This is a genomic window from Deinococcus radiotolerans, assembly GCF_014647435.1.
Taxonomy (GTDB): Bacteria; Deinococcota; Deinococci; order Deinococcales; family Deinococcaceae; genus Deinococcus; species Deinococcus radiotolerans.
On record NZ_BMPE01000013.1, the window covers coordinates 82,542 to 94,567 of the forward strand.

The 12,026-nt window shown below is 68.6% G+C and carries 14 protein-coding genes and 1 riboswitch; of the genes, 10 read left to right on the forward strand and 4 right to left on the reverse strand.

Annotated elements, in window-relative coordinates; all coding sequences use genetic code 11:
• Window positions 1-269: 269 nt before the first annotated feature.
• A riboswitch (cyclic di-GMP riboswitch) is annotated at window positions 270-354 on the reverse strand.
• A gap of 173 nt (window positions 355-527) precedes the next feature.
• A complete protein-coding gene (locus IEY63_RS16635; protein ID WP_229784766.1) occupies window positions 528-1,352 on the forward strand; it encodes an ATP-grasp domain-containing protein in 825 nt (274 codons plus the stop codon).
• A gap of 67 nt (window positions 1,353-1,419) precedes the next feature.
• Here IEY63_RS16635 and IEY63_RS16640 read toward each other — a convergent pair whose 3' ends face one another.
• The 3 genes from IEY63_RS16640 to IEY63_RS16650 all read right to left on the reverse strand — a co-directional run bounded on the left by IEY63_RS16640 (window position 1,420) and on the right by IEY63_RS16650 (window position 2,952).
• Window positions 1,420-1,827 (reverse strand): HD domain-containing protein, encoded by a 408-nt coding sequence (locus tag IEY63_RS16640; protein WP_229784767.1) that lies wholly within the window; start codon window positions 1,825-1,827, stop codon window positions 1,420-1,422.
• Between the two features lie 153 nt (window positions 1,828-1,980).
• Entirely contained in the window at window positions 1,981-2,394 is a 414-nt protein-coding gene (locus IEY63_RS16645; protein WP_189070115.1) for a pyridoxamine 5'-phosphate oxidase family protein, read from the reverse strand.
• Window positions 2,395-2,472: 78 nt separating this feature from the next.
• Window positions 2,473-2,952 carry a cupin domain-containing protein gene (locus IEY63_RS16650; protein WP_189070116.1) on the reverse strand — a complete coding sequence of 160 codons (480 nt, stop codon included), beginning with the start codon at window positions 2,950-2,952 and terminating at the stop codon, window positions 2,473-2,475.
• A 61-nt stretch (window positions 2,953-3,013) separates the two neighbouring features.
• Between IEY63_RS16650 and IEY63_RS16655 the strand changes: the two genes are divergently transcribed.
• From IEY63_RS16655 to IEY63_RS16670, 4 genes are all read left to right on the forward strand, one after another.
• Window positions 3,014-3,937, forward strand: coding sequence for an aldo/keto reductase (locus IEY63_RS16655; RefSeq protein WP_189070117.1), 924 nt, complete (start codon window positions 3,014-3,016; stop codon window positions 3,935-3,937).
• A gap of 28 nt (window positions 3,938-3,965) precedes the next feature.
• The gene (locus IEY63_RS16660; RefSeq protein ID WP_229784768.1) at window positions 3,966-4,571 is read left to right on the forward strand and encodes a TMEM175 family protein; all 606 of its coding nucleotides are present in this window, start codon (window positions 3,966-3,968) and stop codon (window positions 4,569-4,571) included.
• Between the two features lie 9 nt (window positions 4,572-4,580).
• The gene (locus tag IEY63_RS16665) at window positions 4,581-5,642 is read left to right on the forward strand and encodes an aminopeptidase (protein WP_189070118.1); all 1,062 of its coding nucleotides are present in this window, start codon (window positions 4,581-4,583) and stop codon (window positions 5,640-5,642) included.
• A gap of 340 nt (window positions 5,643-5,982) precedes the next feature.
• The gene (locus IEY63_RS16670) at window positions 5,983-6,912 is read left to right on the forward strand and encodes a hypothetical protein (protein ID WP_189070119.1); all 930 of its coding nucleotides are present in this window, start codon (window positions 5,983-5,985) and stop codon (window positions 6,910-6,912) included.
• A 300-nt stretch (window positions 6,913-7,212) separates the two neighbouring features.
• On the opposite strand, the gene IEY63_RS16675 is transcribed toward IEY63_RS16670, so the two are convergent.
• Window positions 7,213-7,929 (reverse strand): 50S ribosomal protein L25/general stress protein Ctc, encoded by a 717-nt coding sequence (locus IEY63_RS16675; RefSeq protein WP_189070120.1) that lies wholly within the window; start codon window positions 7,927-7,929, stop codon window positions 7,213-7,215.
• Between the two features lie 229 nt (window positions 7,930-8,158).
• Between IEY63_RS16675 and efp the strand changes: the two genes are divergently transcribed.
• The 5 genes from efp to IEY63_RS22300 form a co-directional block, all read left to right on the forward strand.
• Window positions 8,159-8,716 carry an elongation factor P gene (gene efp, locus IEY63_RS16680; protein WP_189070121.1) on the forward strand — a complete coding sequence of 186 codons (558 nt, stop codon included), beginning with the start codon at window positions 8,159-8,161 and terminating at the stop codon, window positions 8,714-8,716.
• A gap of 180 nt (window positions 8,717-8,896) precedes the next feature.
• Complete coding sequence (gene accB / locus IEY63_RS16685; protein WP_189070122.1) at window positions 8,897-9,442, forward strand: acetyl-CoA carboxylase biotin carboxyl carrier protein; 546 nt, start codon at window positions 8,897-8,899, stop codon at window positions 9,440-9,442.
• A gap of 183 nt (window positions 9,443-9,625) precedes the next feature.
• Entirely contained in the window at window positions 9,626-10,963 is a 1,338-nt protein-coding gene (gene accC / locus IEY63_RS16690; protein ID WP_189070123.1) for an acetyl-CoA carboxylase biotin carboxylase subunit, read from the forward strand.
• Window positions 10,964-11,083: 120 nt separating this feature from the next.
• Window positions 11,084-11,605: a class I SAM-dependent methyltransferase gene (locus IEY63_RS16695; RefSeq protein ID WP_229784769.1), complete on the forward strand. Its 522-nt coding sequence runs from the start codon at window positions 11,084-11,086 to the stop codon at window positions 11,603-11,605.
• A 137-nt stretch (window positions 11,606-11,742) separates the two neighbouring features.
• On the forward strand, window positions 11,743-12,026 hold a 284-nt coding region (locus IEY63_RS22300), incomplete at its 3' end, for a hypothetical protein (protein WP_229784770.1).

Consider the following 12,026-nt stretch of genomic DNA (forward strand, 5'->3'; position numbering starts at 1 on the left):
TCACCTGCGTTCGGGCCCCCGCCTTCGACGGCTTTTGTCTCCGGAGTCAGAATGAAGTTAGGCGAGCCAGCCTGACCGGCGTACTTATCAACGGTACCACCGATCACGAGTTCGCCGGGCTCCGAAACAGGCGTCACGACATCCTGCGCTTTGAGCGTCGGACTCTTGGTGCTTGCAGGCCTTGCACCCGGTGTGGGCGCCTGGCTGCACGCGGCGAGGCTGAGTAGGGCGATCAGGTTGACCAGGGAGTGTCGGACGTTCATGCGTGTCCTCCTCTGGGGCGGTCTCACCACTCGCTCGTTCTGCCCGAGGTGACCGGATTACAGGGCAGAAGTCATAGCGTCCCAATGCAACGCGGCGGGGCGTCGTGGGTGGCGTTGTGCTGACGGGTTGCTTGATAAAGAGTAATTCAAGAGGAAATAGTGTGAGGCGTGTTTGCGGCTCATGAGACCCGTTCCACCCGTTCAGGGGTGGGGGCATGGGGGGGTCGACTGGTGGCTTGCCAGGGAAACCCTACACTGCCGGTCATGGCGATGCGCGTGGTGTTCCCGGCGGATTATTTCCAGGTGCGGCGGCCTGATGAGGCGTTCGCGGATCAGGCAGCAGCCTTCGCGGCGCGCGGCTGGAATGTGTCCGCGCTGGATGAGCAGGGAATGTTCCGGCCTGCCCTGCTGCCCGGTGAGACGGTGCTCTACCGGGGCTGGATGCTGGACAGCGCGGGCTACCGGGCGTTCGTGGACGCTGTTGAGGGGGCGGGCGCGCGGGTGCTGACGTCGCTGGACGCGTACCTGGCGGCGCATCACCTGCCGCGCTGGGCGCCCCTGCTGGCAGACGTCACGCCGAAGACGATGTGTTTCACGGATCTGAGTGATTTGCCGGAGCAGCTGGCCGCGCTGGGGTGGGACGGGTTCTTCGTGAAGGATTTCGTGAAGTCCCTGAAGACCGGGCCGGGCAGCCGGATCACGCGGCCCGGGCAGATCGGGGAGCTGCTGGAACGGATGGCGCAGTTCCGGGGTCAGATTGAGGGCGGCGTGTGCGTACGCCGCGTGGAGGAGCTGGATCCGGCATCGGAGGAGCGGTTCTTTGTACGTGAGGGGCAAACGTTCCGCGCGGATGGTTCGGCAGTCCCGGAGGTGGTGCGTGTGGTGGCGGGGCGCGTGCCGTCGCCTTTCTTCTCAGTGGATGTGGCGCGGCGGGCGGACGGGGCCTGCGGGTGGTGGAAGTCGGGGACGGGCAAGTGTCGGACTTGGTGGGCTGGACGCCCGAGCAGTTCATGGCCGTCTGGGATGGTGGGCCGGGCTGATCAGCGTGGCAGGGTGCCGGCCCTCGAAGGGTTCTGCATGCTCTGCTGAGCAAGCGCCCATAAATCCGGGTAAGAAAACAGGTGCTTTTCCCTGAGCGTTAGGCAGCGCGTGGCGGTCAGGTCGGGTTCCTGCGTGGCGCAGCGCTTCTGCCCACCCAGGTCAGCCGCATAGGGTGCAGGGCGTCCAGCGCCCGGGCGAAGCGCGTCTCGGGGGTGGCGCGGGTCTCGAATTCGGCGGGCAGGACGTGGAACGCCTGAGCCTGATCGGGGGGCAGCAGGCCGGACAATGGCCGGGCGGCGTCGGCTGCCGCCTGCGCGGCCTGCTGATCGTCCGGCGCGGCGAAGTACAGGGCCCCAGCGTGGAGTTCCACGAGGTCATGCGCGAGCAGCAGGCGCGTCACGTATTCTGGGTCCGTGCCGGGCGGGGTAGATTCGCCCAGCGCCTGCGCCATCAGGGCCAAATGATCGGAGTGCTCAGCGCTGTTCTCCGCACGGAATGCGTCGTGCAGGTGCGGGCTGCTCACGGATGTGCTTGAGGCGGTCGCAGGTGAACAGGAAGGCAACTTGCTGCTGGAGCCGGTCGGAGGTGGTTATCTGCACCACAGGGCAGAAGGGCCTGTGCGGGCGCCAGGGGCTGCGCCGTCGTCGCGCTTCAGGCTGCGGCGCGGCCCAGGGGGTCAGAGGTCCAGTTCGCCTTCTTCTTCGCCCCACCAGTTCACGCGCCGGGCCCTGACGGTGATCATGGTCAGGCCGGGGGTGTCCAGGCCGTCTTTGAACCACTGCGTGAGGGATTCCTGCCAGTGGGGTTCCATGGTGGGCCGGTGGGTGGTGAGGGTCGCGTCGCCCTGCACGGCGATGAACAGGAAGGGCTTGTTCGACTGGAAGCCCAGTTGCACGTTCTTGTTCTGCTCGATGTCGCGCGCGGCGCGGCCGTCCGCCCAGGTGAAGAAGTGGCTGGTGCCGTCGTAGTCGACCTCGCCGTTGTTGCTCATGGGCCTTGAGGCGAGGTGTCCGTAGGCGGTGGTGGTGGTCAGGAGGCCGTAGTCGAGGCCGCGCATGAGGCGCGCGAGGTCTTTCAGAGTGCCGGGCATGGGCCGATCGTACGGGGCGCGCGGGACCAGAGGATGACGTGGGGTTCACCAGACGCTGGGGCAGCGTGCGGCGGGCCTTCACGTTGCCGCGGGCCAGGATTCACCGCTGATGGGGTCTCGTTCAGGGTCGGGCAGGGCGGCTATGCGCGCCTGGGCCCCTTGGGGGTCGGTGGTTTCGGGACGGCAGGTGTCCCAGTCGCGGCCGCCGGCGTACGCGCCGATCACGAGCAGATCTGCGCTGCTGCCGTCGTTGCGGTGGCCAGTGCCGGCCGGAAGGGTGAGGGCGTCCCCGGCGGTGACGGTGACCTGTGGGCCGCCCTCGCCGCCCAGAGTCAGGTGCGCCTGCCCGCGTGCGATGACCAGGACCTCGTGCGCGGTGGAGTGGTAGTGCGTGAAGGGGTAGATGCCGTTCTGCCAGGCGTTCGTCCAGCCGTTCGCGGCGAGGTGCGCCTGCATCTGGGCGGGTGTGCCGCTCAGCGCGGCGCGGTACAGCCGGGCGGGCTGGGGGTTGTTCGGGACGCGGCCGCGGGGCGGCAGGGGCAGGAGGTCGGGGGGCATGGCGCAGCGTACGTCGGGCGGGCCCCTCCCCCTTTCTGAATCCTTTCAGATAGCATGGGGCATGCGAACTCAGAAGCTGGGCGTGAGTGATCTGATGGTGCCGGTGGTCGCGGTGGGCTGCATGCGCATCGACGGGATGGAGCAGCAGGCGGCCGCGCGGCTGATCGGCACGGCGCTGGAACACGGCGCGAACTTCTTCGATCACGCCGACATCTACGGCGCCGGGCGCAGCGAGGAGGTCTTCGCGGACGCGGTGGGCATGAGTTCCAGCGTCCGCGAGGGCCTGATCCTTCAGTCCAAGTGCGGCATTCGCCCGGACGTTCACACCTTCGACTTCTCGCGCGAGCACATCCTGGCGTCCGTGGACGGCATCCTGAGGCGCCTGCGCACCGACTACCTGGACGTGCTGCTGCTGCACCGCCCGGACGCCCTGGTGGAACCCGAGGAGGTCGCCGCCGCCTTCGACCAGCTGGAGCAGGAGGGCAAGGTACGGCACTTCGGCGTGTCGAACCAGCACCCCCGACAGATCGAACTGCTGAAGCGGTACGTGCGTCAGCCCCTGGTGGCGAATCAGCTGCAGCTGAGCATCACGAACGCCACGATGATCACCAGCGGCCTGAACGTGAACATGGAGAATGCCGAGGCCGTGAACCGCGACGGGGGCGTGCTCGACTACTGCCGCCTGCACGACATCACCATCCAGCCGTGGTCACCGTTCCAGTTCGGGTTCTTCGAGGGTGTGTTCATCGGGCACGCGAAGTTCCCCGAGCTGAACGCGAAACTGGATGAACTGGCCGCGCGGTACGGCGTGAGCAGCACGACGATCGCCATGGCGTGGCTGCTGCGTCACCCGGCGCGGATGCAGCCCGTGACCGGCACGACCACACCCGAGCGCCTCGCGGACTGCCTGCGCGCGGCGGACGTCACCCTGACACGCGAGGAATGGTACGGCCTGCTCCTCGCGGCGGGCAACACCCTGCCCTGACCGGGAGCCGCCCGCTTATGCTGCGGGCATGATGACCAAAGGAAGGCTGGAGGCCTTCAGTGACGGCGTGCTGGCGATCATCATCACGATCATGGTGCTGGAACTGAAGGTCCCAGAGGGGCACGAGTGGTCGGACGTGACGCGGCTGTGGCCGAAGGCGCTGGCGTACGTGATCAGCTTCGTGTACGTCGGCATCTACTGGAACAACCACCATCACCTGATGCACACCGTGCAGCGCGTGACGGGCGGGGTGCTGTGGGCGAACCTGCACCTGCTGTTCTGGCTGTCCCTGTTCCCGTTCGTGTCCGGCTGGGCCGGAGAGTCGCATTTCGCGCCGCAAGCGATGACGCTCAGCGGGGCCGTGGCACTCATGGCCGCGCTGGCGTACACGGTGCTGGTCCGCACGATCATCCGCGTGGGCGAGGCGAACCACATGCTGGCCGACGCGGTCGGCCGGGACGTCAAGGGGAACGTGTCGCTGGTGGCGTACGTCGTGGCGATCCTCGCGCCCCTGGCGGGCCCGGTGGGCGTGTGGCTGTCCGGCGCAGCGCTGGTCGGCGTGGCACTGATGTGGCTCATCCCGGACCGCCGCATTGAACGCGTGCTGGACGGCGGACGTGGACGCGGCGAGTAGACTGCGCGCATGAGACGCAGGGTGTGGGTGGCGGCGCTCGTGGCCGGCGGAGCGCTCCTGAGCGGCTGCGCGGACGTGCGGTACCTGTCGCAGGCGGCCGGCGGGCAGCTGGACCTGCTGCGCCGAGCCCGGCCAGTCGCGGAGGTGCTGGCGGACCCGGGCACCCCGGCAGGCGTGCGGCGGCGCCTGCAACTGGCGTCGGACGTGCGGGCGTTCGCCGTGGCGCCGGAAGCGGCGGGCGGGCTGGGCCTACCGGATCACGGGTCCTTCCTGAAGTACGTGGACGTGGGGCGGCCGTACGTGGTGTGGAACGTCTTCTCCGCGCCGGAATTCAGCGTGACGCTAGACACGTCGTGCTTCCCGGTGGCGGGCTGCGTGGGCTACCGCGGGTACTTCACAGAGTCGGCGGCGCAGGCGTACGCGCAGCAGCGGCGCGCAGCGGGCCGGGACGTGAACGTGGACGGCGTGAGCGCCTACTCCACGCTGGGGTACCTGAAAGACCCAGTGCTGTCCACCATGCTGAGTTACCCGGACGCGACCCTGATCCGCACGATCATTCATGAACTCTCCCACCCGAGCCTGTACGTACCGGGCGACACGGTCTTCAACGAGTCGTACGCCACGGCCGTTGAGGAAGAGGGCATGCGCCGCTGGCTGGACCAGCACGGCACGCCCGAACTGCGTGAACAGGACCAGCTGGCGCAGGCACGTCAGGCGGACTTCGAGGCGCTGCTGCTCGGCACCCGCGCGCGACTGGAGGCCCTGTACGCCCAGTCCGGCTTGACCGAGGCGGCCCGCCGGGAACGCAAGGCCGAGGTGCTGACCGACATGGATGCCCGCTACGCCGCCCTGAAGGCCACCTGGGGCGGGTACGCAGGTTACGACGCGTTCTTCGCGCGGAGCGTGAACAACGCGACGCTGGGCGCTGTGGCCGCCTACGCCACCCTGGTCCCGGACTTCCAGGCGCTCCTCGCCCACGTGAACGGTCACCTGCCCACCTTCATCGAAGCCGCCCGCGTGTGCAGCCGCCGCCCGCAGGCGGAACGCGCCGCGTGCCTGCGCGGAACCTGACCGGTCCGCTCATGACCGGCGCGGCCTGAGCGTCCAGAACGCCACTGCGCGTGAGAGGTGTCCCTCACCCGGCGGGCCGAGGCGTCTGGTAGCAGCGGCCCGGCGCCGCTCGCCGCGCCCGCGGCGCGCCCGGGCTGCGGGTGAGCGGCGCGTGACGCGGCCCTGAACCGCGTGAACGCGCCGTGCGCTGCGCCTGAGGGAAGGCCCGGCACACACTTGAGCCGCAGCCCAGGAAAGCCGCAGCTTCACCCCGCAAGGTGATGAGCAGGAACAGCCCAGAGCGGTCGTTCACTCTCACTGCCCGGCCTGCACTGGCCGCGCAACCCTGAAGAGGTGTCCCATGCGTCAAGAGAATGCCCCCCGCCTGCCCCTCCGCCGTCCCCTGCTGGGCCTGCTCACGCTGAGCCTGCTGGCCGCACCGGCACTGGCCCAATCCGCCGATCCCACCCCGGCCACCCCCAACCTGGGCCTGCCCAGCACCACGGCGCCCGTCACGCCCCCGCAGACGCCCGCCCCCGCCGACACCACCTCAGCGGAGACCACGCTAACCGAGACAGCGGCCGGGACCGCCCCCGCCGATCCTGCACCGACTGACACCGCGCCCGCCGATTCAGCTCCCGCGGAGACGGCCCCGGCCGACACCAGTCCCACTGAGGCGCCCGCCAACACCGATGCCCCCGCCGGCACGACGTCTGACGCCGAAGCTGCGCCCAGCAGCCTGCCTCAGGCGGGCAGCGTGAAGGTTCCCGAACTGGACGGCGAGGAGCTGCTGAAGACGGTTCCCACCGTGCTGGGCGAGGCCCTGATCTACAAGGGTGACGCGCCGGACGCCCTGGCCCGCACCGCGCAGGCCCTGACGGCCGAGGGCTACCAGGCCAGCAGCGAGGCGCCCCAGGCGGACGCGGCGGGCGTGACCACCCTGACCCTCACGAAGGACGATCAGCAGTTCCAGCTGACCGAGCGCAGCACCATGGGCCTGACCGTCGTGGCTCTCGCCCGCGTGCCGGATAGTGCGCCCGCCCCTGCGGCGGCTGAGACGCCCGCCCCGGGCAGTTCCCCGACCACCGACGCCGCGCCCGCTGAGCCTGCTCCGGACGCCACCCCGGCAGAGGCGGCCCCTGCGGAGACCGCGCCTGCCGAGCCCGCCCCGAGCGAGCCAGCACCGCCCGCGCCGACTGAACCGGCGCCCACGGAGCCCATACCGGGCAACCCGGCCCCAGCGGACCCCGTGGCGCCCCCCGCGCCCGTCACGCCGCCCAGCCTGCCCTGAGCGCCACGCTCCTCCAGATTCACAGCCGCCCCCTGACCGGGGCGGTTTTTGCATTTACCCCTCCCCTCATTACGAGAAGCCAGGTCTGCTGGCGGTTCGCGCGGCGCCTGCGCGGCCCGAGGACGGTGGGCACATATCCAGTTGGTAGACGAACTGCGGCCTCCCAGGCCACATGGAAGAACCTGCGGGCGTCCGGAGAGTGAGCGAGGCACCTGGCCTACGCCCGCTACTGCGCGGTGCGTCAGGTCAAGGAGACGCCGCCCATCCTGTCTGGACGGGCGGCGCTCGGAGCGGTGAGGGTTACTCTTCGCTCTTCTCTTCGGTGCTTTCGGTTTCGCCTTCGGTCTCGCTGGCGGCTTCGGCCTTGGCTTCCTCGACCGTGGCGTCGCCTTCGAGGATCGCGGCGGCGGCTTCCTCGCTGATCTCGCCAGCGGCGACCAGACCGGCCACCTGGGCGGCCTGCTGCTCAGCGGCGGCTTCGCCTTCGCTGAGGCGGGGCGGCAGGACGCTGATCACGACCTGCTCGGTGTCACCGGCCAGCTTCACGCCGTCGGGCAGTTTGACCTGACCGGCGGTGACGTGGTCACCGATGTTCAGCTTGGTGACGTCCACGACGAGTTCCTGGGGGATGCGGCGGGGGCCGGGCGCGATGACGCTCAGGTTGTGAACGACGATGTCCACGAGGCCGCCCATGACTTCGCCCTGGCTCTTACCCTTGGTGTGCACGGGGACGTTCACTTCGACGGGTTCACCGTAGGTGACCATGTAGAAGTCCACGTGGATGGGGGTGCGCTTGCGCTTGTCCATCTGCACGGTCTTGACCAGCGCGGGGAAGGTCTCGCCGCCTTCGATGGTGATGTCGAACAGGCCGGTGGTGCTGGTCTGGCGGAAGGCGCGGTCGAAGGCCTTCTTGTCGATGGTGAAGGAGACGTTCTTCTCCTTGTTGTAGGCGACGGCGGGGATCAGGCCGTCAGCGAGCTTTTCCTGGCTCTTGCGGGGTTTGGCGTTCAGTTCCATGTGCTCTTTCTCCTTCGGGGACGTTCTTCGCCGCCTCACTCTCGCCGCGCGGGTCCGCTCGGGGCGGGGCGGGGGGCGGGCGTGCAACCGTGACAGCATAGCAAACGCGCGTAGCCCGGTGGAAGGGTTCTGCGGGGCTCTGCTAGACTCTGTGGCGTTGCCGCGCGGCTCCCCCACCCAGGGCACCGGGTGTTCGGAGGCGGCCCCGGACGAAAGACAAGGAGAAGACATGATCAGTGTGACTGAACTGCGCAACGGCACGAAAGTGGAAATGGACGGCGGCCTGTGGGAATGCCTGGAGTACTCGCATCTGAAGATGGGCCGCGGCGGCGCGAAGGTCGTCACGAAGTTCCGCAACATGGAAACCGGCAGCATCGTGGACCGCACCTTCAACAGCGGTGAGAAGCTGCAGGACATCTACGTGGAAGGCAAGAAGATGCAGTACCTCTACCCCGACGGTGAGGACTTCGTGTTCATGGACCTGGACACCTTCGACCAGATCACGCTGGGCAAGGGCCTGGTGAGTGACGCGGCGAAGTTCATGAAGGAGAACACTGAGGTGGAAGTCGCGATGTACGGCGAGAAGCCCCTGAGCATCACGCTGCCTAACCAGGTGATCCTGAAGATCGTGCAGACCGACCCCGGCGTGCGCGGCGACACGGTGTCGGGCGGCACGAAGCCCGCCACGCTGGAAACTGGCGCTGTGGTGCAGGTGCCCCTGTTCGTGGAGCAGGACACGAACGTGAAGGTGGACACCCGCACGGGTCAGTACCTCAGCCGCGCGTAAATGACGTGAGGTGCGTGCGCCGCCCCCGGAGTTGTCCGGCGGGCGGCGTCCTCATTTCCCGTTAGACTCAGTTCAGCCAAACGAGCGTTAGGCTGCGGGTAACACCCCCTCTCACCCTGCACAGGGCATGATTGGGGGCAGCGTCAACCGCAGAACCCAGACGACCTTCAAGGAGGGGCCATGAACCCGAACGACCTGAAACAGATTCTCGATGCCCTCACGTACGCCGACGTGCGTGAATTCAGCCTGCGCACCGGCAGCTTCGACCTGAGCCTCAAGCGCGGCCCGCAGGCCTTCGCCGCGCCCATGCCCGCCCCCGGCCCTGCCCCGCTCGCGGCCCCCATGCCCATGGGTGCGCCCGCATTCGCACCCATGCCCGCCCCCAGCCTGCCCGCACCCCAGGCCGAGGCCAGCGCCCCCGCCGCGCCCGCGCAGGCCGCGCCCACCCCGACGCCCGCCGCAGAAGCGCCCGCCGAGAAACCTGCCAGCAAGGGCACGCCCGTCAAGGCACCCATCGTGGGCACCTTCTACTCCGCGAGCAGCCCGGACGCGCCCGCCTACGTGAAGGTCGGCGACACCGTACAGGCCGGGCAGGTGCTGTGCATCATCGAGGCGATGAAGCTCATGAACGAGATCGAGGCCGAACAGGGCGGCACCGTGCGCGAGATCCTCGTGAAGAACGCCGAACCTGTCGAATACGGCCAGACGCTCTTCATCATCGAGTAAGTGCGGTAAGCCGGAGGCGAACCCGAGCGGACCTGAACGGCTGCACCGCAGCGCGAGCAGCAACAGGTTCAGAGTCGCGCAGATGAAGGGCCGGGCCGGGCGATGATCCCGGCGTGCCCCGCAAGTCGGAGCGGCACTGAACCCAGCCGATTGACGTTCGTCTCCCAGCCGCTGGAGGCATGCATGTTCAAGAAGATCCTGATCGCCAACCGTGGCGAGATTGCCCTGCGCGTCATCCGGACGGCGCGGGAAATGGGCGTGAAGACGGTCGTGGTGTACTCCACGGCGGACGAGAAGAGCCTGCCGGTGCTGCTGGCCGACGAGTCGGTGTGCGTGGGGCCGCCCGCCTCAAACCAGTCGTACCTGAACATCCCGAACATCCTCTCGGCGGCGCTCATGACCGGCGCCGAGGGGATTCACCCAGGCTACGGCTTCATGGCGGAGAACCCGGATTTCGCGGAGATGTGCCGCGAGCACGGCATCACGTTCATCGGGCCGACGCCCGAGAGCATGCGCGCCCTGGGCAGCAAGGCCGGTGGGCGCGAGATCGCCGCGATGAGCAACGTGCCGGTCGTGCCGGGCACCGGCGTGCTGGACACCGTGGATGACGCGCTGCTGGCCGCGAAGCAGATCGGGTACCCGGTGCTGCTCAAGGCCAGCGCGGGCGGCGGTGGACGCGGGCAGAAGATCATCCGCACGCAGGAGGAACTCGCCAAGGGCTTCGCGCAGGCGCAGGAGGAAGCGCGCCTGTACTTCGGTGATCCGGCGATCATCATGGAGAAGTTCCTGGAGGAATTCCGGCACGTCGAGGTGCAGGTCATGGGCGACGGGCAGGGCCACGTCATCCACATCGGCGAACGCGACTGCTCCATCCAGCGGCGCAACCAGAAGCTGATCGAGGAGGCGCCCAGCACCCTGCCGGACACGCTGCGTCAGGAGATCCTCGCGGCGGGCGTGCGCCTCGCCAAGCACGTGAACTACGCCGGGGCGGGCACGCTGGAATTCATCGTGGACCGCGACGGGAACTACTACTTCATGGAGATGAACACCCGCATCCAGGTGGAACACTGCGTCTCCGAGGAGATCTCCGGGCTGGACTTCGTGAAACTGCAACTGGAGATCGCCGCCGGGTACGGCCTGAACCTCCAGCAGGAGGACGTGGTGCTGCGCGGGCACGCCATCGAGTGCCGCCTGAACGCTGAGGATCCCGACAAGGACTTCCGCCCGGCCGCCGGGAAGATCGACGACGTGCACTTCGCCGGCGGCCCCGGCGTGCGCGTGGACAGCCATTGCTACACCGGCTACGTGATCCCCCCGCACTACGACAGCCTGATTGGCAAGCTGATCGTGCACCACGACACGCGCGAGCAGGCCATTGCCCGCATGAAGCGCGCGCTGGAAGAGACAGTCATCCAGGGCCCGAAAACAACCATTCCGCTGTACGTGAAGATCATGAACAACCCGTTCTACAAGCGCGGGGCCGTCATGACGAACTTCCTGAAAACCCGCATGGAGATGTAAGCAGCCGTGACGGACTCGCAGAGGCAGGCGCCTAGGGCTCACCCGGCGTCTGCCTCTGCGGCGTTGGCGGCGCGGGACGCCCTGCTGTCGCGCCTGTGTGGCCGACCGTGGCCGGAGGGTGTGCTGCTGGACGCGCTGAGCCTCTCCCCTGCCCTGGACGTGCTGGATGTGGGGGCCGGGGACGGCCGGCTGGTGCGGGAGCTGGCGCGGCGGGGGCATGCGGGCCGGGTGGTGGGGGTCGATCCCACGCCGGGGCCGGGCGTGCAGCCCGCGTCGGCAGAGGCGCTCCCCTTCCCGGACGCGAGTTTCGACGTGGTGCTGTTCGCGCGGGTCCTGGCGCACCTGCCCGATCAGGCACGGGCGCTGGCCGAGGCGCGGCGCGTGCTGCGGCCTGGCGGACAGATCTGGGGCGCCGCGCACGGCCCGGTGCACCTGCGGGCCACCTGGGCGGCCCTGGGCCAGTCCCTCGCGCCAGGGGACACGCCACCGAAACCCGCGTTGACCGTCACCTGCCCGCTCACGGTGACCGGTGACGATGCCCGCTTCCTGCTGGGCACGTACGGGCAGGTAGCCGACGTGCCGGGTCACCTCTTCCCCATTCGGGACACCGCGCAGCTGCTGGTCTGGTCGCTAATCCCGTGAAACGGGTTCCCACTCGCATCTGCTCGGACCCAGCGGCTTTGTAAGCCATTCAATCGGAGTTCGTTTGAGGTCAGCTGGCCAGTCGGCGCGCCACGCGGCCAGTTTCTCCCCTGTGCGGCGGGGCGCATGCTGCGGGCATGCTTCCTGCTGACCTGCATCAGGCGCTGCGGCCCCTGCTTCCGGAACTTCAGACCCAGTTGCTCGGGGGGTGCCGCCCAGACCCGCTGCGGCACCTGGACATTCAGGTGTCCGCGAAACCCAGCGGCACGGTCACCCTGACGGTCCGGGCCGCGCATGACGGGGCGCGCTGGGGCCGCACGGCCAGCGTGGACCTGCACCCGCTGTGGTGCAGGGATCCTGACTACCCTTCAAAACGCACAGTAGGCAGCAGAAAGTCGGCTCCTGTACGGTATTTCTGCGA

What these genes read in the sequence shown, in the direction of transcription:
- IEY63_RS16635 (WP_229784766.1), top strand. Translation starts at nt 528, where the DNA reads ATGGCGATGCGCGTGGTGTTCCCGGCGGATTATTTCCAGGTGCGGCGG.
- IEY63_RS16645 (WP_189070115.1), bottom strand. Translation starts at nt 2,394, where the DNA reads ATGCCCGGCACTCTGAAAGACCTCGCGCGCCTCATGCGCGGCCTCGAC.
- IEY63_RS16650 (WP_189070116.1), bottom strand. Translation starts at nt 2,952, where the DNA reads ATGCCCCCCGACCTCCTGCCCCTGCCGCCCCGCGGCCGCGTCCCGAAC.
- IEY63_RS16655 (WP_189070117.1), top strand. Translation starts at nt 3,014, where the DNA reads ATGCGAACTCAGAAGCTGGGCGTGAGTGATCTGATGGTGCCGGTGGTC.
- IEY63_RS16660 (WP_229784768.1), top strand. Translation starts at nt 3,966, where the DNA reads ATGATGACCAAAGGAAGGCTGGAGGCCTTCAGTGACGGCGTGCTGGCG.
- IEY63_RS16665 (WP_189070118.1), top strand. Translation starts at nt 4,581, where the DNA reads ATGAGACGCAGGGTGTGGGTGGCGGCGCTCGTGGCCGGCGGAGCGCTC.
- IEY63_RS16670 (WP_189070119.1), top strand. Translation starts at nt 5,983, where the DNA reads ATGCGTCAAGAGAATGCCCCCCGCCTGCCCCTCCGCCGTCCCCTGCTG.
- IEY63_RS16675 (WP_189070120.1), bottom strand. Translation starts at nt 7,929, where the DNA reads ATGGAACTGAACGCCAAACCCCGCAAGAGCCAGGAAAAGCTCGCTGAC.
- efp (WP_189070121.1), top strand. Translation starts at nt 8,159, where the DNA reads ATGATCAGTGTGACTGAACTGCGCAACGGCACGAAAGTGGAAATGGAC.
- accB (WP_189070122.1), top strand. Translation starts at nt 8,897, where the DNA reads ATGAACCCGAACGACCTGAAACAGATTCTCGATGCCCTCACGTACGCC.
- accC (WP_189070123.1), top strand. Translation starts at nt 9,626, where the DNA reads ATGTTCAAGAAGATCCTGATCGCCAACCGTGGCGAGATTGCCCTGCGC.